This window comes from Larkinella sp. C7, assembly GCF_006149005.1.
Classification (GTDB): domain Bacteria; phylum Bacteroidota; class Bacteroidia; order Cytophagales; family Spirosomataceae; genus Larkinella.
In genome coordinates this window covers 132,053-158,096 of sequence record NZ_VBSL01000008.1, presented here as the reverse complement: position 1 = coordinate 158,096, position 26,044 = coordinate 132,053, and the positions used below count along the sequence as shown (strand labels likewise).

Genomic DNA, 26,044 nt, shown 5'->3' with positions numbered 1-26,044 from the left:
TTCATGACGTATCGCATTTTTCATAATTACCGGTTTTCGCAGTTGACGCTGGGAACCGTTCAGTTGGGGTTGAATTACGGTATCTCGAATTCGGAAGGGATGCCGGATCGGGCGGAGAGTTTCCAAATGCTTCAGCTTGCCGCACAAGCCGGGATCAATACGCTGGATACCGCCCGTCAGTATGGACATTCGGAGCAGGTGTTGGGTGATTTTCTGGAAGAAACCGGTCAGGCGTACGACCCGAATCTGGTGTCAAAATTCAAAATCAACCCGGCCAACCTCGGCCATCCGGAGCGGGCGTGGGACGAGGTGCATCGGAGCGTAAAGGAGTCGCTGGCGGCTTTGAAAGTTGATCGACTGCCGGTTTGCCTGCATCACAAAGGCGCGGAACCAATGGCGGAAGTGATCAAAATTCTGCCGATGATGGTGCGCCGACTGAAAGAGGAAGGGCTGATCGACATCGGGGGTGTTTCGGCGTATGAGCCTGAAGATGTGGCGTATATCCTGGAAGAAGAGGTGCTGGAAGCGACGCAGATTCCGGTGAACGTTTTCGATCAACGGCTCTTGAAAACCGGGCTGCTGGAGCAGTTGCGGAGCCAGTCGAAGCTGGTTTTTGCGCGCAGCGTGTTTTTGCAGGGGCTGTTTTTTATGAATCCGGCGCAGTTGAGAGGCAGTCTGAAAAAAGCAGAACTGCACCTGGTTGCACTGCAAAAACTGGCGCAGCGGGCGCAAATGTCCGTGGCTCAACTCGCTTTTTCGTTCGTCCGGGATTTGCCCGCGGTCGATAGCATCGTTTTCGGAGCAGTCAATCAGGCCCAAATCCAGCAGAATATTGCTTTGCTGAATGGCCCGGCGATTCCACCCGACGTGCTGGCCGAAATCCAGGACGTGTTTCAGGCGGTGGAGGAAGAGATCGTGACACCGGCGGTGTGGCGTTTTTAAACTTCGTTATTCAATATTCGTAATTCATTATTCGATATTAAAGCATTGTATATCTGATGATTGAATAACGAATATTGAATATCGAATAACGAATATCGAAGAAAAAACAAATGAAGAATCTATTCAGTCTTTCGGGCAAAATTGCCATTGTAACCGGTGGCGCGGGCTTTTTCGGGACGCCCATTTCCTGGGCCCTGGCCGAAGCGGGTGCGGAGGTTATCATTGCATCACGGGATGGTGAGAAATGCCGGAAATTTGCCGCGACCATTCGGGAAAAAGGCTGGTGGGCCGAGGGCATGGCGCTGGATCTGGAAGATGAAAACTCGATTCGCGCGTTTGTGGATGAAGTGAAAAACCGCTTTGGCCGGATCGATGTGCTGGTCAACAATGCGGTTTCCCGCGAAGGCTTCCAAAATCTGGCCGATATCGACAGGGAAAGCTGGGAAAAAGCCCAGCGGATCAATTCGACCGGTTTGGTGCTGATCACCCAGGCCGTGATTGCCGTGATGCTTCCGCAAAAGTCCGGTAACATCATCAACATCAGCTCAATACAGGGCGCGGTCGGTCCCCATTTTCCGGTGTATGGAACGACCGGCATGACCAGCCCGGTCAATTATACGTACGACAAATGGGGCATGGTGGGCTTCACCAAATGGCTGGCGAATTACTACGGGAAAGACAACATCCGGGCGAATTGCATCAGCCCCGGCGGCTACGGCCCCGGTGTGGAGCAGATGAGCGGGAAGGAAGAATTTGTCGAAAACTACAAACGTCTGACGCCCCTGGGCCGTTTTGCCAACGATGACGACATCAAAGGCCCGGTGGTTTTCATGGCCTCTGATGCGTCAGCGTTTGTTACGGGGCAGAATTTACTGGTCGATGGTGGTTGGACAAGCTGGTAAAAAAGAACGTCACTGATTGGCGAGGTCTTTCTCCGTTACATATTGCATGAGTTCGGTGGCGGCCGTCAGGGCCGGACTCGCCAGGGCATCATTGAACAAAACGTTGATGGGACCTTCGCCAAAATAAAGTCCGTCAGACACCAGAAACGAAATCCGGACATTCCCTTCGACGGGATGGGGCCGTCGGGGACCGTCCCAGGGACCGATTTTGGTCACGATGTTGATGCTGGCGTTGAACAGGTTGGATGTCAGGGTGTTGGATCGAGAATCGGTGGCTTCCCAAATCACCATCCGTTCGGTATGATTGATGTAGCGGGCGGTTCCGTCCTGATACGAAGCCAGTACATCGAGCCCATTGTCCAAACCGACTTCGACGACAACCGCCAGCAATTCTCTCTTTTCGATGGGGAGCCCGTTTTCCCGTAACCGGTGGCAGGCAAGGGCCTTGATTCGGGTTTCGACGTCTGGGTCAGCCGCCACGTTCTGCAAATCGGAAGTGTCTGCGGTATCGGCCAGCAAAACCGTCCACGGATATTCGTACGGCGACTGAATGCGGTTTTTGTAATACGCCAGGGAGTCACAGAACAGCAGTTCGTAAATGACGTTGGTGGATTCCTGAGAATATGGTTGTGGCGTTGTGTTAAAGGGGTGTGTAAGGGCCATGCGTCGTGTTCGTTAGCGTTGCTCCCGCTGATCAGGTCGTTGGGATCGGTATTCAAAGGTCGCAAGGCAGAAGGACTTCCAATACGCCAAACTGGTAATTGGCGGGATTGGGTACATAACAGGTGCTATTTCAGGATTCGTAGCCCGTGAGCCAGCGAATGGAAGCGGGCTCACCCCAGTTCGAAGGTGGTTACGCCAAAGATGCCGTTCACGGCAATGCGGGGGGCGTTTCCGGTATACATCCGGGCGGTTTCAAAAACCGGCTGCATGCCGTACTGCCGGGCGAGGGCCACGGCTGCCGGGTTAGCTGCCGGAACATCCAAATAAAACCGGGTTTGGGGGGCAATGGATTGAACGAGTCGGGTCAGAAGCTGATCGGCGAAAGCGGGTGTTTCGGCAAAGAGGGGTCCGATTTTAAACCCCTCGCGGCTGGGCCGAATCACGCCATACCCCTGGATTTCTTCGCCGACAACAACCGCCAATGCTGTGGCGTCGGGCTGACGAAGCCATGCCGCCAGAAAAGCGGCCCGGTCAGCCGGGAAATAAAGCCGGTCGTAGGCCAGGAGGGATTCAAAAGGAAGCTGGTCGCCCGGAACGACCGTGGCACCGGTTTCCGCGGTAATGGGCAGGGGTGTGGTGCCTTCGAAACGAATGTTGTTGTAGGCCAACGCAAAACCGGATCGCCGGTAGTTTTCCTGCTGTTCGACCACGCCATCCAGACCGATGGTGCGCCCTTCCAGGTGCTGCATGGCAGCTTTCCAGAGGGTCAGAGCGTGACCCTGGCCCCGGTAGCCGGGCCGAACGATGTAGAAGCCGATGAACCCAAAATCCGGTGGATAGCGCACCGCCGAGATGCAGGCAATGGGCTGGCCATCGAGCCAGCCTGCCAGAAAACCGTCGGGGTCCGCTGCGTAGAAACAGGCTGCGTCGCCCAAACCGGGATTCCAGCCTTCAGCAGCCGCCCATTCCACGGCAATGTCCTGTAGTTCCGGCAGCGTCATCCGGCGGATTTGGAGGGTGCTCATGTCCGAATAATCTTAATAATCGCCTTCGCCGACGTCTTTCGTTTTCTTCTTGGCCTGCCGCAGGCGGTAATTGAACGTCAGGTTGATTTGACGGAGCCGCCCCTGCGAGTTGGTTTCGGTGTAGAAATTAGCGCCCTCGGTGATGGAGCGGAACCGGCGGGAATTGAACACGTCGATTACGTTCAGGGTCAGCGTGGCGTTATTTTTCATGATGTCCTTGCTGACGGCAAAATCCAGCGTGGCAATGGCCTTCCGTTTTCCCTGCGGGGTCAGTTGGGGGGCTTCGTAGTTGGCGCGCAGTTGAACGTCGGTTTTTTCCCAAACCGTCAGCCGGTTGGTGGCCCGCACAAACCAGCTATAAGTGTCACTCTGAAAGTTGGCGTCGAGGTTGTCACCGTTGGTAACGGCGCGGAAGAAGTTAAAGCTTCCGTCCATTTTCCACCATTTAACCGGCGTGAACGAGCTGGTAAACTCGGCCCCGTAGGAGTCTTCCGTTGCCAGGTTTTCGGGGCGCGTATTCGAAAAACCGTTTTCGTCGACCCGGCGGATGCGCACGATTTTGCCGGTGGTATGCCGGTAGTACAGCGACGACCCGATCGAACCTTTCGCGAAGTATTTGATGTGACCGATTTCAAAAGCATCCGTAAATTCCGGGTTCAGATCGGGGTTGCCGCTCCAGAAGTTCCGGTTGTCGCTAAAAGTCGAAAACGGGCTGAGGTCGTTGTAATTGGGTCGGCGAACCCGGCGGCTGTAGCTCAGTTGCAGCGCATTCTGCTGCGGCATGTCGTAGGTGACGTGAACGCTCGGAAACAGGTTGGCGTAGCTGCGGGGATTGACCTCATTGGTTTGTTTCAGCGTCGTGGTGACGTCTGTCCACTCGGCCCGCAACCCCGCCTGGTAGGAGAATTTGCGGGTTTTGTTGCCAATCATCCCGTAAACCGCATTGATGTTTTCTTCGTACAGAAAGTCGTTGGTCAGCCCCGGAACCGGAATCCAGCCGCCATCGGAAGTCTGTTCCCGTACCCAGTAGTTGTTGGTCATGTCGCGTGTACTGCTCCGCAAACCGGCCTCAAACTTGCCGTCTTTTGCAAACGGCTGGACGTAATCGATCTGCACCAGAAACTGCTTCTCGGTTTCGTCGTTGATCGACCGTTGCAGCGAATTCGGGACGCCGGAAGGACCGCCATCGGGCAGAACCGTCCGCTGGCCGAAATACTGATCCGAACTTTCCCAATTGTCCAGATACCGCAGGTCGGCGGTCAGTTCGTGGCCCTGGCGTTTGAACGACCGTTTGTAGGTCAGGGCGTATTCGGAATTGGGTTCGGTTTCGGTTTCGTCCTGCGTGCGATAGGTGATGCTCTGCGGGTTGCTCAGGCTGGTAATGTAATCGCGGTAGCGGATGTCCGTAAACCGTTTGCCTTTGCTGATCCGCCAGGTATACGCCCCCGTCAATACGTTTTTGTCGTTGAAAAAATAGTCGATTCCGGCCCGGGCGTTGTTGTTTTGCCCTTTGAGTTTGCTGGTCGAGTTTTGCTCGGTCAGGAACGTCGAATCGTTGCGATACAACTCCTGATACAAGGTGCTGCGGCCGGGTGTGTTCCGGTATGCCGCGGTATAGTTGACGAAAAAATTCAGGTTTTTGCGCCGGTAATTGACGTTGGCGGCCAGTCCATAATTGGTCGGGTGTCCGACAATGACGTCAAAGGAACCATTGAAACCTTCTTTCCGCTCTTTCTTCAGAATGATGTTGATAATACCGCCCATGCCTTCCGCTTCGTAGCGCGCCGAGGGGTTGGTGATCACTTCGATGCGCTCGATGCTGCTGCCCTGCAACTGTTGCAAACCGCTGCCGCCTTTGATGCTGACCAGGCCCGACGGTTTTCCGTCGATCAGAATCCGGACGCTGTTGCTGCCCCGCAGGCTGACGTTGCCCTCGACATCCACGGCCACCGACGGCACATTACTCAGAATATCGGCGGCTGTTCCGCCCGCGTTGGCGAGGTCTTTCCCCACGTTGAAAATCTTTTTATCCAGTGAAAATTCCATCGAACTTTTTTCGCCCTGCACCACCACTTCATCCAGTGTGCTGGCCGAAGCCGCGAGTTTAAGCGTGCCGATGTCGAGCGGAGAATTGTCGCGGGTCAGGCGGATGGCGGATTTTTTCAGCGGTTTGTACCCCATAAACTCCACAACGGCGTAGTAGTTTCCGGCCACGGCATCGACCGAGAACTCGCCGGTTTCGGTGGTAATGGCCCCCGCAACGAATGAACTATCGGCGGGTTTGAACAACCGGACACTGGCAAAAATGAGTGGCGCGTTGGTTTGGGCATCCAGTGCTTTCCCTTTCACTTTCAGTTTGCCGTCCTGCGCGTAGCTTACAGACGAGGCCAGTAGGCAGCAAAGGATCAACTGGAATAAACAAAAAATGCACTTTTTAAAGTTTAGGGAAAACATGCCCGGAAGGAGGGGAAAGGGTGTAAAGGTTCGGTTCATTCGCGTTTATCGTATACTCAACAAAGCCCACCAAGGGCTATTTTTACTTTTAATACCTATAAATGGTAGAATCGGCCCCGATTGGTTCGGGTCGGCGACGTGATACTGCTCGCAAATTGGGAAGAGATGGCCTTAACTACTTGAAATGGGTGTAGTTTGCGTTCGGAACAGAATGGTCCGGATAGCTTACAACTACCTATTTCTGCAAAAGTAGGATTTTTCTGGCAAAAAAGAGTGAAAAATGATCGATAATCAGTACGTTGTTACGATGAGATGGAGCCTTGTTTTTGGAATGGTTTTGGTAAGCCTGTTCACGATTTCCTGTCGTCAAAATAAACGATACGGCGACCCCGTTGCGGAGCCTGCCATCCTGCTGAAAGATATCACGAGTTTTCTGGCTTACCGCGAAAAAAATGTAAAGTTGTCTGATGACTATCAGGCCCTGGATACGCTTGCCAATCCCATGACGCAGGAAAGTTTTCTAAAATCCATTTCCACCGGACGGTATTTTCCCCTGCGGCTGAAATCGGACGATTCGACTGCGGTGTATCAGTTGTCCAAATTGGAGGAGTCAGTCAGTCAGGACATTAAAACGACGGTGAAGTACTGGGGCCTCGAAGAACTGGAGCATTTTCAGAAGGAAGGGACGGCCCTGCCTGCCTATCGTTTTACGGACATGGAAGGAAATACATACACCAATGAGACGACGAAAGGGAAAATTGTGGTGTTGAAATGCTGGTTTATTGCCTGTTTGCCGTGTGTGCAGGAAATGCCGGCCTTGAATCAACTGAAAAGCCAATACAAAAACCGCCCGGATGTGTTGTTTCTCAGCCTTTGTATGGATCCCCGGCAAAAAGTAGCCGGGTTTTTAAAGAAAAAACAATTCGATTACGCCGTGATCCCGGATCAGGCAAGTTATCTGACCGACCAACTGCAAATCAACGCGTATCCCACGCATTTCGTGATCAATAAGCAGGGACTGATCACCAAAAAAGTAACTGATTATCATGCCCTGGTGTATGCATTGAAGAAAGAAACGGCGCAGTAATACCCGTTCAAGCGGTTAGAAGTGTTTGAAGGCTGGAATCCATTTCTTGGCTGTAGCTCCAAAGGAGTCTTCTGGAACCCGGTTTTGCCATCTGTCCCGTAGGGATGTGGTCCATTTTGTAGAAACCACGGGCATTGATAGGAAAATAGTCCCGTCGGGACGGTTCATATACGATTGGTCATCCCGCCGGGATTGGTTTTGATTTTCATAAAAAGGCTCCCAGCCTTATCCTAAAACCAAAAACCGTGTACCGAAAACCGCTCTGCTTACACCCGCAGGTGATCGGGCATCCAGTGGACAACCGACTTCTTGATTTCGTCCGGGCTAAGATTTTCAGCGATAGCGCGTTGGGTCAAATTCGGTAGTTCGTCGTCCGACGCAAACCGCAGGGCGAGAAGCTGGCCGAACGAAAGTTGGTTTTCGATGGTTTCCAATCGCCGGTTGGTCAGTACATAATACCGAAACCGCATCTCCAGCCGAACGATTCGGTTCTGATTACCAAGGGCGTAGTGTTGCCGCAGCATGAAAGCCACCCAGGTGATCAGGACAATCAGAAGAGAAATGAACAACCAGATCATGGTCGGCTCATCGGCTTTGAAGGTGTAGTAAAGGCTGATTCCCAGCAGAATAAGAACGACCGGGTAAAATACAAAGTGGTGCGGAGGGTAATACCGAACGTGGTTTTCGTAATTTTGTGTTTTCATGGAAGCCTATGGGTAAGCGTTCCTACGTAAAGAGTAAAAGAGCCTAAATGGTTTCGTTTATAGAAAAGGATATGACTTTTGAAGAATTAAATCTGAATAAACCGCTTTTAAATGCCTTGACGGATCTGGGCTACACCACGCCCACGCCCATTCAGCAGACGGTATTTTCGGTGGTGATGTCGGGAAAAGATGTGTGTGGCATTGCCCAAACCGGAACCGGCAAAACGTTTGCGTACCTGCTGCCGTGTCTGCGGCAATTCCAGTTTTCGAAAGACCGGCTTCCGCAACTCCTCATCATCGTTCCGACGCGGGAACTGGTGGTGCAGGTCGTGGAAGCGGTGAAGCAGTTGACTCCCTACATGAATCTGGCCGTGGTGGGCATCTACGGCGGGGTGAACATCAAACCCCAAATTGCCGAAGTGGAGCAGGGAATGGATGTGCTGGTGGCTACACCGGGTCGGCTAATCGACTTGTCTATCAAAGGGTTACTGAAAACCAAAACCATCAAACGGCTGGTGATTGATGAGGTGGACGAAATGCTCAACCTCGGTTTTCGGACGCAATTGACCACCATTCTGGATTTGCTGCCGGTCCGGCGGCAAAACCTGCTGTTTTCGGCCACCATGACCGAGGAGGTGGAGGGGCTGATCGAAACGTATTTCAACAACCCGGTTCGGGTCGAAGCGGCTCCGGTGGGAACGCCCCTGGAAAACATCAGCCAGACGGCGTATGCGGTTCCAAACTTTTACACCAAGATCAATCTGCTGGAATTGCTGCTTCGCCAGAATGCCGACATGACCAAGGTGCTGGTTTTTGTGGCGACCAAGAACCTGGCCAACCAGCTTTACGAGCAACTGGAAGCGAAGTTTCCCGAGCAGATTGGCGTCATTCACTCCAATAAGGAACAAAACCACCGCTTCAATTCGGTCCGGCAGTTTCAGGAGGGGAATTACCGCATTCTGATTGCGACCGACATCATTGCCCGCGGGCTGGATGTGGCCGAGGTGTCGCACGTCGTCAATTTCGACATTCCGGAAGTGCCCGAAATGTACATTCACCGGATTGGCCGGACGGGCCGCGCCGATAAAAACGGGATCGCCATTGCGTTCATCACCGAAAAGGAAAAAGAGCAGCAGGCCACCATCGAGCAGTTGATGAATTACGCCATTCCGATGCTGCCGCTTCCCGGGGACCTTGTCATTTCGGACGTGCTGACCGAAGATGAAAAACCGAAGGTGAACATGAAAAATCCGGGCGTGAAAATTCACCTGAGCGATACGTTCGGCGGGGCGTTTCACGAGAAAATCGAGAAAAACAAGAAGGTCAATGTGCGCCGGAACCACGCCGAAGAGATGATGAAGAAGTACGGAAAACCAATCAAGAAAACCCGGAAAAATAACTGACGGGAAAGCTACTTTTGAACCGGACGCCTTCCCTTTGAGATACTATCATAAAGTTTTTATAGGAGTAAAGCGGCTGATTGACAGTGTTTTGCGGGCCAAAGATGACTGATCATTTCCGACCAATGCTGACTAGATATTCCTGTGCGGTCATGATTGGAAGCTCTGACTCCTTAAAATCTTTCGGATTCCAATCCGAGGGGATCCCAATCCGCGATGTCATACTTTTGACAAATGGAGAAATTTTGATTTCCTCATTTTCACGGTCTGAATCGTTCTGACTGACCAGCGATTTTAAATATCCTTCTACCAACCCTGACAGGCTTCTGTTTTGCGAAGCTGCGTAGATTTTAGCTTGCGGAATCACGTCTTCATCGAGCTTCAATGTTAATTTCCTGTCCATACGGAAAGATGAAATGGTACGTGTAAACCTAGTAAGTTCATGCGTACAAAACCACCGCCCCGGTATTTAGTGGTATATTTGAAGCCGGAAGCCGTTTCTATCCTTCCTCTTTTTAACACATTATGTCTTTTTCATCGCTTGGATTATCCGAACCACTCCTGAAAGCCGTCGCGGAGCAGCAATATACCGAACCCTATCCCATTCAGCAGGAAGCGATTCCGACCATTCTGAAAGGACACGATGTGCTGGGAATTGCCAAAACCGGCTCGGGCAAAACCGCCGGTTTTGTGCTGCCGATTCTGGAAATGTTTCAGCGCCGAAAGACCACCAACGACCGCAACGTAAAAGTCCTGGTGCTGGTGCCCACCCGCGAACTGGCCGTTCAGGTGGCCGAAGTGTTTCAAACGCTGGCGGCAAACCTGCCCCGAAAAGTGAAAACCCTGGCGGTCTACGGCGGGGTGTCGATCAATCCGCAGATGATTGCCTTGCTGGGGGCCGAAATTGTGGTGGCCACGCCGGGTCGCCTGCTGGACCTGGTGTCTTCCAACGCCTTACACCTCTGGGAAGTGGCGATTCTGGTGCTCGATGAAGCCGATAAAATGCTGGATATGGGCTTTGCCGGCGAGATGAATGAGATTTTCGAAATGTTGCCCAAAAACCGTCAGAACATTCTGTTTTCGGCCACGCTGGGGGATGCGATCCAGGGAATCCGGGAAAATCTGCTGCGCAATCCGATTAAAATTGAAATTGCTGAAGAACCGCAGAATCTGGATCTGATCAAGCAGGTTGCCTACCGGATCGACCCGGAACGGAAAGGGCCGTTGCTGCGGTATTTGATCAAGGAACGGAAGATGACGCAGGTGCTGGTGTTTGTTTCATCGACCCGGACGGCCGACAATCTGGTGGTGAAGCTCCGGAAAAACGGTGTGCAGGCCGAAGCCATTCACGGCGATAAAAGCCAGGGCGCGCGGACCGAAACCCTGAGCAAATTCAAATCCGGGAAGTTGCCGGTGATGGTGGCTACGGATTTGATTTCCAGAGGGATCGATATTCAGTTGTTGCCCTTTGTGATCAACTACGAATTGCCGCGTTCTCCCAAAGATTACATTCACCGGATTGGCAGAACGGGTCGCGCCGAGGCCGAAGGGGAAGCCATTTCCCTGATCTGCCCCGACGACGAACACCATTTTAAAATCATCCAGAAAAAAATGGGCAAGCGCGTTGAAATGGTCGATACCGAGGAGTTGAGTTTGAAGGGGTATTGATTCAACGCGAGACTAAAGAGCAGAGAAGTGAGAGTAAAGAAAAAACGCATGGTTGTTCAGTAGTTAAGTCTTTACGCTCTCGTCTCATCTCTTTCATCTTTCTATCAAAAACCGGGTTCATCCGCACTTGGGCCGTAGCTGCCCGGAATCGGAATGTTCAGCAGACGCAGGTATACGCCCAACTGCGCCCGGTGGTGCACAATCTGGCTGAACGAAATGCGGATCATTTCGCCTTTCGAGGTGTCGCTGTAAATCTGTTCGCCCTCGCGCAGCACCCACCGGCCTTCCAGTTGTTCTTCAGTAGCCTGTTCCAGATGCGCTTTTCCGTCGGCCAGCATTCGTTCGAAATAGTCCAGCAACTGGGCTGTATCGTTAATCACTACGGGCTGATACGGAGTCGTGGCAAAATCGAGTTCTTCGGTGGTCAACGCCAGCGTCACCCACGAAGGCAATTCGGCAATGTGGGTGGCCAGCGCCCGGACGGTCATGCTTTTTTCGTGCGGTTGCCAATCATACTTGTCGTTGGGAACGCGGCCAAGCATGTTCCGGGTGGTTTTGGCTTCCTGATCCATTTCCTTCAAAAGCATTTCGATCTGTGACATAGTCGTTGGGGTTTGTTTACGATACAAAGTAAACGCGACCCGGTGACAGCCCTATGTCAGTAGCCTTTGGCGAGGGACCGATATATTTACCGGTCCAGTACCAGCCCGTCGAAGTCGCCGAGTTTGGCCACTTTTAACTCCACGAAACCGTTTTTCCACGTAAACGGAACCGGTTTTTCGGTCACCATCGAGAATACTTTCGAGGGCTTGAAATCCGACTTGATTTTGAAACTCAGCTCATACACCGGCAGCGGTTTGAAATAGGTGTTCCCGCTAAAACCGGTCAGGTTAACGAGGTGTAGAATCAGGCCGTCGGAGGTTTTTTTGGAGAGATTGGCCGGGATGTTCTTCGTGTATTCCTGCAAAATAACCTCGATGCGTTCGGGCGCGTTGGTCTGAACCAGTTGGTTGGCTTCCGGCAACAGGTAGTCGATGGCGTCGAGCAGGATGTTTTTGTGTTGTTCGTAGCCGTGCATGTAATAGAGCCGCCCCAGATTGATCGGTAGGATAACCGCTTGACTTTTAGCGTGTTTTTTAACACCCATCGCGTAATAGCCGGTGGGATCGTGTCCGCCGATGATCTCTGGTGGGCCGGGGCGGCCCTTCGCCAGGATGGGCAGAAAAACCGCATCGGCGGCTTTCAGATCGTAGAGTCCCAGATTGAATTTCCAGAAAAGCATCGACTGTTTCTGAAAACGTTTGAAGACGGTTTTGTTTTCGGGGTTGAGGTAAAACCCGGCCCCGTCGTGGTCTTTCTGGATAATTTTGGCCCCGAACAAGTCCTGCAAGGTTTCCGGACTGTCGAACAGCGTCCGGTTGGTGGCAATAAGGTGGGTGCCCTGCTGGCTCGCTTCTTTCAAAACCCGGATGGCTTCGACACTCAGGTAGGTGATTTCCGGCAAAATCAGGAGTTTGTATTTTTTGACTTTCTCGGCCAGATTGCCGATCTGTGCGTCTTCGATGATGTCGAATGGCAGGTGGGCTTCTTTCAGCATCAGCACAATGCCCCGGTATTCCTGCATGGGTTCGCCACTTGGCCAGGCGCCGGGGGCCACAACGGCGATTTTAGCGACAGATTGGTAGTTCCCGAAATACGGTTCGTGCTTCTTGTGGTGGGCGTAAATGGTTTTGACGATGTCGAAGTTGCGTTCATCTTCGTACCCCCGCATGTCGCCCATCAGGCTGATATCCAGCCCCGAACCATTGGCGATGTTTTCGTAGAGCCGAATGCCGACTTCTTCCGGCTCCACGGCATTGTAGCGCGACTGAAACGAAATCTGCTGAATGCTGGCGTTGCTGACGATGTGATCGGGAAAGGAGTTGACGGCATTGCTCACGTTGTCGGAAGCCGTGTAGGGCCAGTAGGGAAGGCTGGTGTTAGACTGGGATTCGTGCCGGATGATGTCGACGTATTTGTCCATATACGTGCAGATTGCAATCTGCGGGTTTTTGGACTTTACCAGTTCGTGCAACCGCTTCGACCAGTCCTCGACCGTGGCTTTTTTAAAGGCCAGGTACTTCTGAAAAACCGGATCGGCTTTGTTCTCGACGGTGGGCAGGGTCATTCCCGGACTGAAGGCTGCGAAGGCTTTTTTGTCGGCTTCATTCTGGTCGATGCCGTGGTATTTGCCCTCGTACGGGTTGTTGACCTGATAGCCCGGCATGTTCAGGAAAATTCCGTCGATCGGAAACCGGTCGATCACCTCGGCGATGATTTTGAACGCCCGGTCCTGCACATACGGCGCGTTGATCGACACCACGTACATATCCGTGTTGATGATCCGTTCGCCTTTGGGTGAAATATAACACCAGTCGGGGTGGGCTTTGAAAATGCTTTCGTGAACCCGGCTGAAGTCGAACCGCACCACCACCCGAATGCCGTTTTCGTGGCACTTTTTGATGACCTCAGCCAGCGTGTTCGGTTTCATGTAGGGGTTGGTATACTGAAAATCGAGTTGGGTAGGGTAGAAGGCCATAATGCCGCCCGCGTTGATCAGCAATGTGTTGGCCGAACACGCCAGTAGGTCTTTCAGCAGCGAATCCGGGTGGAGCGTGGCGGCTTCGTAGGCGGGCAAATTCGTCTGGATCACGCGCAGGTTGTTCGCTTTCCACCACGGCAGGTTGTCCGGCCATTTTACGGATGGAACTGGCTGGGCGGTTTTTTGGGCAATTCCGGCAGTAAACGAAAACAGAAAGCAAACCAGACAAAGAAGAAACGGTTTTTTCACGGGAACGGAATGGGCTGATTGAAAGCTGGAAAGAATAAAAGTAGTCAGAAAGTAGGCGCAAATCAATGGCTTCTACAAAACCAGAACGTACCTTACCGGTATGAAACTGACCTGGACTTTCTACTCCAAAACGAACCAGCCCATTACGCTGACCGTGATTTACGTGCTGGAACTGGACAAACACCAACTCGAATATGGCGGTTTTCTGGATACCGATTCCAACCGGGCTTATGTCGACTGGGCCACGTTCAAACGCTTCGATGATGCCTCGATCAAGGTGCGGAAAGATGCGTTTGCCCGGTTAAAACGCATAACAAAAAAGGAGGACGGGATGCTCGGCGATGCGCTGGTGAGGTTTACACCGGAGGGCAACGACCCCGCGAAATGAGTCGTTTTTACTCGTGCCGACTGGTGAATAGGCCTGGTTCGTCGCCCGGTTTTAGGGCCGGTTAATCATAACAAATCCATAATCTTCCATGCGGTGATAAAAACCGGGCAAGCCGTAACTTCGATAAATCAAGTGGCTTTCTTATATGGCGTATCTGGAAATAATCCTGCTCGTCTTAGCCGGGTTAACCCTTTTTCTGTTTGCCCTCAATTACCTGTCAGACGGTTTAAAAGCGATTTCGGGGGACAAGCTACAGGGCTGGCTAAAGACATTTACCCGGACGGTATTCACCAGCATTTTGACGGGCGTCGTGGTCACCACGCTGCTGGACTCTTCTTCTGCGGTCATCATCATGACCATTGCGCTGGTCAATTCCGGGGCGTTGACCTTTCGTCAGGCCATCGGTATTGTATTGGGGGCCAATATCGGAACCACCTTTTCAAGTGAACTCATTGCGTTTGACATTGGAAAATGGGCGGGCGTGCCCATGGCGGTTGGTCTGGGAATCATGATTCTGGCCCGGCGCGAAACCCTCACCCAATGGGGGCAGGTCATCCTGGGGTTCGGAATGCTTTTTCTGGGACTCTTTCTCATGGAGGAGGCCGTTCAACCGCTGAAACACCTACCCCAGGTGGTGAACTGGATGAAGGGACTGGCGGAACCCTGGCTGGGTGCCCTGACGGGTGCCGGCGTAACGGTTTTGCTGCAATCATCGTCGGCCACCGTGGGCATGTCGGTTGTTCTGGCCGGACAAGGGCTGCTGACCCTCGGGGCGGGGATTGCCGTCATGATGGGAGCCGAACTGGGAACCTGCGCCGATACGCTGGTGGCATCCGTTGGACGCACGAAAGCGGCTGTTCGTACCGGTCTTTTTCATCTCCTTTTCAACCTATTGTCCATCATGCTGGGCTTGTTGCTGATTGTGCCTTTCACCGAACTCGTGCTTTTGATCAGTAAACAGGCCCCGGTTGGGCGCCAGCTGGCCAATGCACACGTCCTGTTTAATGTTCTGGGGGTTTTGCTGGCCGCTCCTTTTACGTCCCGCTTAGCCGCTGTGTTCGAGCGCTGGGTTCCGGATACCATTTCAACCCCAAAGCGGGCGGTCATGTCCCATTGATAGTTTTTCGGTGTTAACCTACACGGATATGCACATTTTTGATAAGATAGAGAAACGACTGCGGTTTATTGCCCGGGAAGGGTTGGAGATTGGTCCCCGGCACCGGCACATCCAAAGTGTCGAGTATTTTTTTAATGGTGAAATCCGGATTTCACTGGGCGATTTTATGGTCTATCTGAACGAGGTCGACTGCGAAATCGAGGTCAACTCGGCAATTCTGTTTCTGGGTATCAATCCGCCCAAAAGTCAGGAAATCGAATCGACGATAACGCACCTGATCCGGCTGGTCGAAAAGGAGATTGGTGCTTTTCGGGTACGAATGGTCATTCCACAGGATCGGGACTAGCGTTTTTTTCCTATAAAACCACAACACCGGCATTGGTTTCTCAATGCCGGTGTTGTGGTTTTATAGGAAAAGTAAAGCGTCTTTCTTATACTTTATCCGGCTGATAAATCTTGACCGTACCGTCGCCTTCGCTGCTCACTACCAGCATACTGCGGCCGTTTGGGCTGTTTTCGGCCGGAACAAACAACACGCCTTCGGGGGCATCACCGGTTTTGAAAAGCTGGAGAAATTGGGGAGCCGCCGGGTTGGTAACGTCATAAATGGCAATCGCATCCGCCCGTTCCATTCCGACAAACGCGATGGGTTTGCCGTTGATCATTCCGACGGTAACGCCTTCCGGTTCAACACCCTTGTCGTCCGAACGCCCATCATCATACAGGTTGAGGTTGGCGGCAATAACCTGCTCTTCCAGACTTTTGCCCGAGTCATACACCCGCGCTCCGGTGGATGCGTTGTAAATGCTGAAGCCCCGGCCACCAAAGCCGTAAAGCTCGGTGTAGACGCCACCACTGTTTCCGGCCGTTTTGGTCACCCGCAGGCGGCCCAGGTTGGCGGGCAGTTTCAAGTCCGCAGCGGTTGGAAAAGCCGTGGGGTCCAGGGTGAGACTGCTGACGCGTGCCTGCTCATCAAACGCCGAATATTCCCGGGCGTCGCCTTCGTTGGCCGTAATCAGATACCCATTGCCACTGGCTGAAAAGTAAGAAATCGCGTCGGGCAGGAAAAAGGATCGAACGGGCCAGGTTCCCAGACTAATTTTACTGTCCTGATCGCTGGGGTCCATGGCGTTGTTGGCCAGGTTGATGTCTTTGGTTCCCAGTGGGTTGATTTTCAAAATGGTGCCCGTTACCAGATCAACCTCGGCAATGCCATTGTTTTCCTGGAGTGTTACCCACGCTTTTTGGGAATCCGACGAAATCGCTACGTATTCCGGCTCCACATCCTGCGCAAAGGTCGCACCGGGGCCGTAGATCCGGAAACCGCCTGCCGACAACTGCGGCAACGAAGCCGCAAACGACTCGAAGGTGAGGGTTTTGACGCTGTAGTTGTCGGCGACATTGATGATCGAAATGGAACCCACCGGATCAGTGGTGTAGTTGGCACTGGGTTCGCCCTCGTTGGCCGTAACGATGTAGGCACCATCGGGGCTGAAGGTGATCATGTCGGGCAGCGCGCCCACGGTAATCTGTTTGACGGGAGACAAATCCGTCGTGTTCAGAACGATCACGCTCCCGTTCGCCTGTTTGTTGGTGGCTTCGAGGGCGATGGCAAGTTTTCCGCCGTATACCGCCACGCTGTTGGCTACACCGCCCAGGGCCGTCAGATCGATGGGTTGTAATTTGGTCACCCTGGGGTAGGCCGTCAGATCCAGGACATCGACTTTGGGAGTCGATTCATTGTTGACCACAAACAGGCGTTTGCTGATCGGATCATAGGTCGCAATTTCGGCGGAGGCTTCCCCGCCTAAATCCGTGGAGGTAATTTCCTTGAACGCAGCCGGGTTTTCCTGCGACACCCCGGGTGGTTGGTGATCGTTGATACAGGCGTTGGTCAATACCGCCAAGAGGGCCAGCCCAATCCGCCATTTGTTCTGAATCATGCTCGTGTGTATGAGGGGTGAAAGAAACAAAAATAGGACCCGATCGGGGACAGAAACCACGCGCCGGAAAAGCTTAATAATTATTTAACAGGCTTTTTGACAGGTATTTATGGTAAGTGTTCGTCGCCTTTTTGACCGGAGCCGTAATGGTGTTACCGCAAGGTTAACAGAACCGTTTCAGACTTGATGGTACCGTAATCCGCTTGTTGCGCCTTGCTTTTACCTTTGTTCAGTCCGCATCCGGCTCCGCAATCCGACCGAATCTCCAGCCAGGATACACAACCCAACTTGTAACGACCAGCAGGTCATGAAAGGCACTTCAAACAACATCATCAGCCTGTGGTTTGGCGCTGACACGCCAATCCGGCAATTCAAAATTGAGAGAAACCGGCCACTCTGGTCAGCCTGTCAGCGGGTTAGCCAGGTTTTTGTCGCGCCTTCCGGCGCTCTGACGCCCGACCAGTACCGTAAATCCGACCGATCGGCTTTTGCCCGGGCGGTTCTGGAGGAACTGAACTACCGGCGGGTTCCGGAAGAAGCAACCTATGAATTGGTCTAAGGTTTAACCGGATCAAAACGTACCACGACCACCTGATTATCAATAAAACAACTTTTTTCTCTGATTATGAGCAAGTTATCTTTACCTGTTTCAGTAGCTACGCTGCTGGTTTTGGCGAGTGGATTCGTCGTTACCTCCTGTGATGACCATCGCATTCCGGCGGTTTTCTATCCGGCCTTCGCGGAAGCAACCGACCCCAAGGTTTTAGCGATTTCGCCCAACAACACGGTTATTTCCAACGGGGGGTTTGGCTCCGCTATTGCTGCCGACCCGAATGATGCCAACGTATTTTACCTGTTGACCGACCGGGGGCCGAATGCCGCCGGATCACAGGCCAATTCCATTATTTTCGGTAAAGCTGATTTTACCCCTCAAATCGGTAAATTCCGGGTAGACGGAGGTAAATTGGTGCTGGAAAAAACTATTTTACTTAAAAATGCGGCAGGTCAGTTGCTGACGGGCCTGCCGAACCCCAGCGGAGAAGGAAGCACCGGCGAAACCGCATTCGACCTGTTGGGTCAGTTGTTAACTCCCAGCGCGGACGGGCTGGATTCGGAAGGATTGGTATTGGCTTCGGACGGCACGTTTTGGATCAGCGATGAGTACGGTCCGCACATTGTACATTTTGACGCGACCGGTAAAACCCTGGAACGCATCAATCCGTTTGGCACCGGAACCGGCGGACGTACCCTGCCGCTGGTGCTGGCCCGGCGTCGCCCGAACCGGGGTATGGAAGGACTCACGATGACCCCCGACGGCAAAACCCTGGTGGGGCTGATGCAGTCGCCACTCTATAATCCGTCTGCGGTTTCCGGGTCAACGATCATTCGGGTTCTGACCTTCGATATTGCTACGGGAGCCACGAAACAATATGTTTACCTGATGGAAAATGCGAGCCTGACCGGGTGCAGTGAAGTGGCCGCGATCACGAACACGACATTTCTGGCCCTGGAGCGGGATGGTGATTACGGCGGTAATCCGGCCAAACCTGCAACGTTCAAACGGATCTACAAATTTGATCTGGCGGGGGCCACGGACATTTCCGATCCGGCCAACGGTGCTGGCGGAAAACTATTTAGCGGGATGACGGTCGAACAACTGAAAGATAAAGCGGGCTTGCAGACGGCCGGCATCGTACCGGTTACGAAAACACTGGTGCTGGATCTGTTGACGGGAATTTCACCGGTTTATCCGCACGACAAAGCCGAGGGCGTGGCCTTGCTGGGAACGAATGTGCTGGCGATTTCCAACGACGATGATTTTGGGGTGGTCGACAACGGACAGAATGGCTTCACCACCAAGGTTTTACCGGCTACGGGCAAAGCGGATTTGAACAGGATTTACTTCGTGACATTGGCAACTCCTTTGAAGTAAGGTTGTTATCGCTTGCCAAAGCCAATTGAAGCTCTATTTTCAGTCTATGAAGAAAGACCTGCTTATTCGTTTAGTGGCCGGTTTTATGTCAATCCACTCTGCTTTCGCCCAACCGAAGGGCCTCTACACGACGGCCCAGGCCCATTCGCACAATGATTACGAGCAATCGATTCCTTTCTGGCAGGCTTACCACCAACAATTCGGTTCAATAGAAGTCGATGTTCACGCCCGGAACGGCGTCCTCTACGTGGCCCACGATGAGACGGACCTGGACCCCGGCCGAACGCTGGATGCGCTGTATATTCAGCCCCTGGTCCAGCAGGTGAAAACCGGTCAGGGGAAGCTTGAGCCGAAAACAGCCCGCCCGCTGCAACTCCTGATCGATCTCAAAACCCCGGCCCGCCAGACACTGCCGCTATTGGTTCAGGCTCTGGCGGCCCATCCGCACGTATTCGGCTCCGGGGGCTCGGTACAGGTCGTGGTGAGCGGCCAAGTGCCGGAACCGGACGAATTCAAATCCTATCCGGATTGGCTGCTTTTCGACGGACGTCCTGAAACAACGTACTCGCCCGATCAACTGAAACGCATTGGCTTGATCAGCCAGTCATTTCTGACCTATACACGCTGGAACGGGAAGGGGTTAATCGTCAATGCCGAACGGAAAAAGCTGAACGAAGTGATCCGGAAAACCCACCAGCAAGGCAAAAAGCTGCGGTTGTGGGCGACTCCCGACAACATCAACACCTGGAAAACGCTGATCAATCTGGGCGTCGATTACATCAATACTGACCACATTACCGAACTGGCCAACTTCCTCAACAGCCGCCCGACCGCCGAATACCGGAATAAAACCGTTCACGCGGTTTACCAGCCGACGTACCGGCAAAACGACGCGCACAGTCCGGTAAAAAACGTGATTCTGCTCATTGGCGACGGCATGGGACTGGCCCAGATCTACGCCGGGATAACCGCCAATCAGGGGCAGTTGAATCTGACGCAGGTGCTGAATCTGGGTTTTTCCAAAACCAGTGCCGCCGATACCTACATTACGGACTCGGCCGCGGGAGCAACGGCGATGGCAACCGGTGAGAAAACCAACAACCGGGCCATTGGGGTAGACTCGACGGGAAAGCCCCGTCCGGCCATTCCGGCTCTAATCCAACCCTGGAACATGGTCAGTGGATTGATCAGCGCCGGGAGCGTGACGGACGCCACCCCGGCCGCTTTCTATGGGCATCAGTCCGACCGGTCTTTCGAACGGGAAATTGCGGCTGATTTTCTGCAAAATCCGGTTCAGATTCTGATTGGGGGCGGCTACCGGTTTTTCAACGAGGAGAAGGTGCTGGATACCCTCCGGCAGCGGGGGTATGCGGTAGCGGATCGATTTGGCAAACTGGCGCAGTTGAAAGCGCCTTTTGTGTTGCTGGACGATGAATCGGTCGTTTCCGTCGGCCAGGGCCGGAAGGATTTTCTGGCCATGAGCCTGCGCAAAACCCTGGCTGAGTTAAGCCCGAACCCCGCCGGATTTTTTGTCATGGCCGAAGGCGCACAGATCGATTACGGCGGCCATGCGAATGATGTCCGGTATGTGGTTCAGGAAATGCTGGATTTTGATCAGGCCGTCGGCGAAGCGCTGAAGTTTGCCGACCAGAACGGGGAAACGCTCGTGATTGTCACCGCCGATCACGAAACCGGGGGGCTGACCCTGCTTGATGGCGATCTGAAACGCGGGTACGTGGATGGACATTTCAGCACCAATGACCATTCGGGCGTGATGGTGCCGGTTTTTGCGTATGGCCCGCATTCGCTGGACTTTCGGGGCGTCTACGAAAATACCGCCATTCACCACAAGATCATGGCGGTGTTGGGCCGCTATCGGAATACGCAAAAGACGAAATAATTCTGCCGGCGGTTAACCAAAAAAAGAGGAGTCATCCGGGTGATGACTCCTCTTTTGCATTCGTGCCGGTCAGGCGGATCAATACCCCGGATTCTGGTACATTTTTTCCGGATTCAACTTGTTCTCATCGAACGGAATCGGGTAGTAATAATCCTTGGTTCCGAAGTTGGACAGTTTTGCTACCCCAAAGTCAGCCTGCGACTTGGCGCGAATGTACGTAACCAGTTCGGCGGGGGTGAAAAACCGCAGGAGATCAAACCAGCGGTGGTTTTCAAACGCCAGTTCCACGCGCCGTTCGTGCAGAATGGCCAGTTTGAGCGTCGGGAATTTGCTGCTGTAGGCGGCATTGGTTCTGGCGACCTCGTATTTCGGCATACCGGCCCGCTCCCGAACCTGGTCCAGCAACGAAACCGCCGTTGCCTCGTCGCCCAGGTACAGATTGACCTCCGCCAGCATCAACATCACGTCGGCATACCGGATCAGAATCCAGTCGTTGCCGCCGTAGCCGTTGGTTCCGGCGGCTGCGCTGGCATCCCGGTATTTGGTGATGAAGTAATCTTTCACCGTGGCGGCATTGGCGAATTTGATCGAAAACGCTTTCCGCACATCCGTTTCCTCGTATTCCTTCACCAGATCGGGCGTCACATTGCCGCCTATACCCGTATTGTTTCGCAGGGAGTTGATGGTTTCGCCCTGGGCCTGGTTGTTGGCGGCAATGCTCGACGAATAATTGATATCGCCCTGTTTGTTGACAATCTGGAAAATGATTTCCGGGTTCGTCGATTTCTTGGCAACATCGAACACATCGGCATACGGGATTTCCTTCAAAGCCCCAAACGTCCGTTTCGTGTAGGCACTGGTCAGGTTCGTTTTGGCGGCATTCAGATTGGCCGTGCGGCTGGCAGCATCCAGCGTGGTTGCCATCGTCAGATACACCTGCCCCAGCAGGGCAAGTCCGGCCACTTTCGATACCCGGCCTTTGCTGGCCAGCGGCTGATGATCAGGCAATGGGCTGGTGGTAACTTCGGTCAGGTCGGCCACGATTTGTTCGTACACTTTTTCCTTCTTTTCGCGGAAGGTGCTGGCCGCCACGTCAGACGCCGTCGTCAGCGGTTTGGTCACCAGCGGTACATCACCCCATTTGCGAACCAGGTGGAAATAAATCAAGGCCCGGATAAATTTCGCTTCGGCACTGTACTGCGCCTTGGTTTCGGGCTTGCTGAAAGCCACGGTTTCGATTCCCGAGAGCACCTGATTGGTTCGGGTAATGCACTGATAGAGTGCCAGCCAGTGGCTTTTCAGATACGTGTTGGAAGGCAGAAGCGAAAAATCATTGAACTGAAACGGTTCGCCCGCGTTCGACTGGTTGTCGTTTCGACCGGTATTGTCGGAGCGTTCTTCGGAAAACAAACCGCTGCCTTCTCCAATCGAATTGGAGCTGCGGAGCGATTGGTAGGCTCCGTTCAACGCAACGAAGACGTCATTTTCGGTTTTGAAGTAGTCGGACGTCGCCACGGAATTGGGGTCGGTCTGAACCAGAAAATCATCTTTGCAGGACGCCAGCGGCAGCAGTGCCAGCAGGCAAAGGACTGAAATGTGTTTATAGGTCATCGTGAATGTCATGTAAGAATTAGAAAGTCAGTTTGGCACCCAGGTTATAGCCACGGGCCAGCGGATACATACCGTAGTCGACGCCGGGCGTCAGGTTGGCTCCGTTGTTGTAATCCACCTCGGGGTTGTAGCCCTTGTATTTGGTGATGGTAAAGGCGTTGTTGACGTTGGCGTAAATCCGCAGCCCACCGACTTTGATTTTAGCGAGCCATTGCGCCGGGAGATTGTAGCCCAGCGTGATGTTCGTGCAGCGGAAGAAGGAGCCGTTTTGCAAATAGAAACTCGAAAGCCGGGTGCTGTTGCTCTGCGTGCCACCCCGCGCAGCCCGGTAAACGCTGCCGTCGCCCGGCTGCGATTCCGAACGGTAGCGATCCGTTACGCTCACGTACTGATTGCCGGACGCTTCCATGTTATAGACGTAATAATCCTGTCCGTCGAGCACCTGATTTCCTTTCGAACCGTTGAACGACGCGTTCAGATCCAGGGCTTTGTAACTGGCCGACAGCGACGCCCCGTAGATGAATTTGGGATACGGGCTGCCAATCACCCGCTTGTCGGCATCGGTCACCACGCCATCGCCGTTGACATCTTCGAAAATCAGATCACCCGGTTTCAGCGGGTTGCTGGAAGCCGTCGAGCGCGCGGGACCTTTCAGGACATAACCGGCGGGAAAGGATTGGGTGGCGGAGTTGTAAACCGCGTTGTCGGCCGCCAGATTCTCCATGTCTTTTTCCCGGACCATACCCACCACCTTGAAACCGTAGAACATGCCGACCGGCTGGCCCTCCTGCGTGATGTGGGTCAGATACGACCGCTCGGCCCCGTTGGTGATGATCGTGCTGGCGCCCCCCATGTCCAGGACTTTGTTGCGGTTGACGGAAATGTTACCGCTCAGGTTCAGCTTAAAATCCGGCGTAGCAATCACGCGGCCATCCAGTTGCAGTTCGACGCCCCGGTTGCGGATTTTGGAATCGGCCAGGTTGGTCAGAATGGTCGAAGACCCCGAAACCGCCGAAATCGGCTGGTTGAACAACAGGTTGTAGGAATTACTGATGTAGTAGTTGGCAATCACGAACAGGCGGTTGTTGAGCAAACCCGCATCCAGCCCGATGTTATACTGCGAAGTCGATTCCCAGCCCAGCCGCTGGTCTTTGATGGCACCCGCCCACAGGGCCGTCTGAATGGTTCCGTTGCCGAAAACCGCTCCGCCCGGCGACGACATCACCTGCTGGTAGTTGTAATTCCCGATGTTGTAGTTTCCGGTCAGGCCCCAACTGGCGCGCAGCTTGAGCGAAGACGCCTGTCCCAGCCAGTCGTGGTAAAACGGTTCGTTCGAGATGCTCCAGCCGCCGGAAATAGAAGGAAAATTTCCCCAGCGATTCAGGGGGCCAAACCGCGACGAACCATCGCGCCGGAAAGCGGCCGTCAAAAAGTATTTTTCGCCGTAATGGTATTCGGCCCGGGCCAGGTACGACAACAGCGATTCTTCGACTTTACGGGTGCCTGAATTCAGGAAAAAGTTACTCGGATCGGCTCCTTTGGCCGTAATCTCCTGAATGAGATCATTCTGAAATCCCTGCGACGACACACTGATCACATCACTTTTCTGCCGCTGGGCCGTATAACCCGCCAGCAGATTCAACCCGTGCTGACCGAACTGCTTGCTGTAATTCAGGGTAAATTCGGCCAGTACATCGGTGGTCGACAGCGTCTGGGCGGTGGCCTTCGCTGCCGCCAGCGCCTGCGGAGAGTATGGCGGATTGTTGCCGCTGCTCAGGCTCGTGGGCAGGTAATACTCGTATTTCTCGTTGTAGGTTTGCAGACCTAAATTGGCCTTGGCCGCCAAACCGGGGATGATTTCGTAGGTCACCGTTCCGTTGTAGGTGCCGCGCATGCCCCGGCGGGTGATGTTGGTTTCCAGTGCGAGTGCCACCGGGTTTTCGATGGTCTGGTAGCCATACAGGGGTTGCTGCGACGCCATTTCGTTTTTAATCAGATTCCCGTTGTCGTCGCGGGCCCGGAAAATGGGGGCATAAATGAGCGCACCCAGAATCGACCCCTGGTTGAAACGGCCTTCCTGCGCTTCGCGGTTGTTGGTAGACGTCAAAAAAATGCTGGCACCCACTTTCAGCTTTTGGGTTACATCAGCGTCCACATTGGCCCGCAGGTTCACCCGTTCCTGTTTGGTGGCCACGATGATGCCCTGCTGGTTTTGATACCCGCCACTGAGCAGATACCGCAACCCATTGCTGCCGCCCGAAAACGTCAGGTTGTGCCGCGACATGGGGGCATTGCGATACAGTTCATCCTGCCAGTCGGTATTGTATTTCGGCTGGATCATGGTTTGGGTGGCAAAATTGTAGAGGTCGACAGGCAAACTCACGGAGTTGGCATTCCCCACCTTGGCGATCCGGGTGGCATTGTCGTCGGAATACATCCCGTCGTTCCACGGCTTGCCGGCATTCACCGTCAAATCGCGGTACGTTCCGTTGCGGGCGTCGATCAGCAATTCCGTAAACTGTTCGGCGTTCAGCAGTTTTACTTTTTTAGCCAGTTGGTTGATGCCGTACTGGTATTCATATTCCAGCCGTCCTTTGCCTTCCTTGCCGCGTTTGGTCGTAATCAAGACGACACCTCCCGACGCCCGCGAACCGTAAATAGCCGCCGAGGCCGCATCTTTCAATACGTCAATCGACTCAACGTCGTTTGGGTTGATAAACACGTCATTCCCCGCCGGATAGCCGTCGATGACGTACAGCGGGTCCGAACTGGCATTGATCGAGCCAATGCCGCGCACCCGGATTTTGGTACCCACGTAAGGTGCCCCGCTCACCTGGTTGACCTGAACACCCGCGAGCTTTCCGACCAGTGCCTGTCCCAGCGACGGAGCCGATAGGTTCAGTTCTTTGGCTTTTACATTGGCAATAGAACCCGTTACATCGCTTTTTCGCATGGTCGAATACCCGACGGCCACCACTTCGTTCAGTTGGTTGACATCCTCTTTCAGCCGGATTGTCAGGGTGGTCTGGTTGCCAATCGCCACTTCCTGCGAGGCAAAACCGATGGACGAAACCACCAGGATTGCCCCGGCATTGACGTCGAGCGTAAACTGGCCGCTGGCGTCGGTCGCCGTTCCTTTCTGGGTTTGCTTTTCCACAATGCTGACGCCCGGCAGCGGCTGGTTGGCCTCATCGGTGACGGTTCCCGTAATTTTGACGAGCAGCCGGGCGGTTTTTGCCTTGCTCCGCCGGTCGTCGGCATAGGATACCGACCTGGCGACTAGTCCGGTCGCCAGGGCCAGCAGGAGCAGGCAGCGGAAATACCGGACAAAACGATTTTTGTAGTGATTCATTTCGATACGTTTTAAGCAGGTTGTATGGTGAATTGATTTGGGAAATGCAAAAGGGAGAATTTACCAGGCAAGGTGCGTGAACGCTAAAAGAAGAAGACTACAGAGCGTCAGTAAAAGTCCTGTTT

General features: G+C 53.5%; 21 protein-coding genes. 11 read left to right on the top strand and 10 right to left on the bottom strand.

The annotated features are described in order from the left end of the window. The first annotated feature begins 3 nt into the window (after positions 1-3). Together FH871_RS20575 and FH871_RS20570 are read left to right on the top strand one after the other, a co-directional pair. Positions 4-942, top strand: coding sequence for an aldo/keto reductase (locus FH871_RS20575; RefSeq protein WP_138993245.1), 939 nt, complete (start codon positions 4-6; stop codon positions 940-942). Between the two features lie 110 nt (positions 943-1,052). After that, complete coding sequence (locus tag FH871_RS20570; protein ID WP_138993244.1) at positions 1,053-1,844, top strand: SDR family NAD(P)-dependent oxidoreductase; 792 nt, start codon at positions 1,053-1,055, stop codon at positions 1,842-1,844. Positions 1,845-1,853: 9 nt separating this feature from the next. On the opposite strand, the gene FH871_RS20565 is transcribed toward FH871_RS20570, so the two are convergent. The 3 genes from FH871_RS20565 to FH871_RS20555 form a co-directional block, all read right to left on the bottom strand. Next, complete coding sequence (locus FH871_RS20565) at positions 1,854-2,507, bottom strand: hypothetical protein (protein WP_138993243.1); 654 nt, start codon at positions 2,505-2,507, stop codon at positions 1,854-1,856. A 170-nt stretch (positions 2,508-2,677) separates the two neighbouring features. Further along, a complete protein-coding gene (locus FH871_RS20560; RefSeq protein WP_138993242.1) occupies positions 2,678-3,532 on the bottom strand; it encodes a GNAT family N-acetyltransferase in 855 nt (284 codons plus the stop codon). Positions 3,533-3,544: 12 nt separating this feature from the next. Then, positions 3,545-6,025, bottom strand: coding sequence for an outer membrane beta-barrel family protein (locus FH871_RS20555; protein ID WP_229317430.1), 2,481 nt, complete (start codon positions 6,023-6,025; stop codon positions 3,545-3,547). A gap of 268 nt (positions 6,026-6,293) precedes the next feature. On the opposite strand from FH871_RS20555, the gene FH871_RS20550 reads away from it, so the two are divergent. Then, entirely contained in the window at positions 6,294-7,073 is a 780-nt protein-coding gene (locus tag FH871_RS20550) for a TlpA disulfide reductase family protein (protein ID WP_171062903.1), read from the top strand. Positions 7,074-7,339: 266 nt separating this feature from the next. Here FH871_RS20550 and FH871_RS20545 read toward each other — a convergent pair whose 3' ends face one another. Beyond that, positions 7,340-7,777 (bottom strand): DUF6526 family protein, encoded by a 438-nt coding sequence (locus tag FH871_RS20545; protein ID WP_138993240.1) that lies wholly within the window; start codon positions 7,775-7,777, stop codon positions 7,340-7,342. 71 nt (positions 7,778-7,848) lie between these two features. On the opposite strand from FH871_RS20545, the gene FH871_RS20540 reads away from it, so the two are divergent. Further along, complete coding sequence (locus FH871_RS20540; protein WP_138993239.1) at positions 7,849-9,180, top strand: DEAD/DEAH box helicase; 1,332 nt, start codon at positions 7,849-7,851, stop codon at positions 9,178-9,180. 109 nt (positions 9,181-9,289) lie between these two features. Here the strand turns inward: FH871_RS20540 and FH871_RS20535 are convergent, their stop codons facing one another. Beyond that, positions 9,290-9,580 carry a DUF6364 family protein gene (locus FH871_RS20535; RefSeq protein WP_138993238.1) on the bottom strand — a complete coding sequence of 97 codons (291 nt, stop codon included), beginning with the start codon at positions 9,578-9,580 and terminating at the stop codon, positions 9,290-9,292. A gap of 122 nt (positions 9,581-9,702) precedes the next feature. Between FH871_RS20535 and FH871_RS20530 the strand changes: the two genes are divergently transcribed. After that, positions 9,703-10,845: a DEAD/DEAH box helicase gene (locus FH871_RS20530; protein WP_138993237.1), complete on the top strand. Its 1,143-nt coding sequence runs from the start codon at positions 9,703-9,705 to the stop codon at positions 10,843-10,845. Positions 10,846-10,949: 104 nt separating this feature from the next. Here FH871_RS20530 and FH871_RS20525 read toward each other — a convergent pair whose 3' ends face one another. Both FH871_RS20525 and FH871_RS20520 read right to left on the bottom strand, forming a co-directional pair. Then, complete coding sequence (locus tag FH871_RS20525; RefSeq protein ID WP_138993236.1) at positions 10,950-11,447, bottom strand: DinB family protein; 498 nt, start codon at positions 11,445-11,447, stop codon at positions 10,950-10,952. 86 nt (positions 11,448-11,533) lie between these two features. Beyond that, positions 11,534-13,675 (bottom strand): alpha-amylase family protein, encoded by a 2,142-nt coding sequence (locus FH871_RS20520; protein WP_138993235.1) that lies wholly within the window; start codon positions 13,673-13,675, stop codon positions 11,534-11,536. Positions 13,676-13,775: 100 nt separating this feature from the next. Between FH871_RS20520 and FH871_RS20515 the strand changes: the two genes are divergently transcribed. From FH871_RS20515 to FH871_RS20505, 3 genes are all read left to right on the top strand, one after another. Beyond that, on the top strand, positions 13,776-14,063 hold the full coding sequence (locus tag FH871_RS20515) for a hypothetical protein (protein WP_212768251.1): 288 nt from the start codon (positions 13,776-13,778) through the stop codon (positions 14,061-14,063). Positions 14,064-14,208: 145 nt separating this feature from the next. Then, entirely contained in the window at positions 14,209-15,180 is a 972-nt protein-coding gene (locus FH871_RS20510; protein ID WP_138993234.1) for a Na/Pi cotransporter family protein, read from the top strand. Positions 15,181-15,208: 28 nt separating this feature from the next. Next, on the top strand, positions 15,209-15,526 hold the full coding sequence (locus FH871_RS20505) for a hypothetical protein (RefSeq protein ID WP_138993233.1): 318 nt from the start codon (positions 15,209-15,211) through the stop codon (positions 15,524-15,526). Between the two features lie 85 nt (positions 15,527-15,611). On the opposite strand, the gene FH871_RS20500 is transcribed toward FH871_RS20505, so the two are convergent. Continuing rightward, a complete protein-coding gene (locus tag FH871_RS20500) occupies positions 15,612-17,123 on the bottom strand; it encodes a choice-of-anchor I family protein (protein WP_138993232.1) in 1,512 nt (503 codons plus the stop codon). 307 nt (positions 17,124-17,430) lie between these two features. Between FH871_RS20500 and FH871_RS20495 the strand changes: the two genes are divergently transcribed. The 3 genes from FH871_RS20495 to FH871_RS20485 all read left to right on the top strand — a co-directional run bounded on the left by FH871_RS20495 (position 17,431) and on the right by FH871_RS20485 (position 20,956). After that, complete coding sequence (locus FH871_RS20495) at positions 17,431-17,682, top strand: hypothetical protein (protein WP_138993231.1); 252 nt, start codon at positions 17,431-17,433, stop codon at positions 17,680-17,682. A gap of 66 nt (positions 17,683-17,748) precedes the next feature. Further along, entirely contained in the window at positions 17,749-19,056 is a 1,308-nt protein-coding gene (locus tag FH871_RS20490) for an esterase-like activity of phytase family protein (protein WP_138993230.1), read from the top strand. Positions 19,057-19,102: 46 nt separating this feature from the next. Further along, entirely contained in the window at positions 19,103-20,956 is a 1,854-nt protein-coding gene (locus tag FH871_RS20485) for an alkaline phosphatase (protein ID WP_138993229.1), read from the top strand. 78 nt (positions 20,957-21,034) lie between these two features. Here FH871_RS20485 and FH871_RS20480 read toward each other — a convergent pair whose 3' ends face one another. Both FH871_RS20480 and FH871_RS20475 read right to left on the bottom strand, forming a co-directional pair. Then, a complete protein-coding gene (locus FH871_RS20480) occupies positions 21,035-22,567 on the bottom strand; it encodes a RagB/SusD family nutrient uptake outer membrane protein (RefSeq protein WP_138993228.1) in 1,533 nt (510 codons plus the stop codon). A gap of 19 nt (positions 22,568-22,586) precedes the next feature. Beyond that, the gene (locus tag FH871_RS20475) at positions 22,587-25,919 is read right to left on the bottom strand and encodes a TonB-dependent receptor (RefSeq protein ID WP_138993227.1); all 3,333 of its coding nucleotides are present in this window, start codon (positions 25,917-25,919) and stop codon (positions 22,587-22,589) included. Positions 25,920-26,044: the final 125 nt, after the last annotated feature.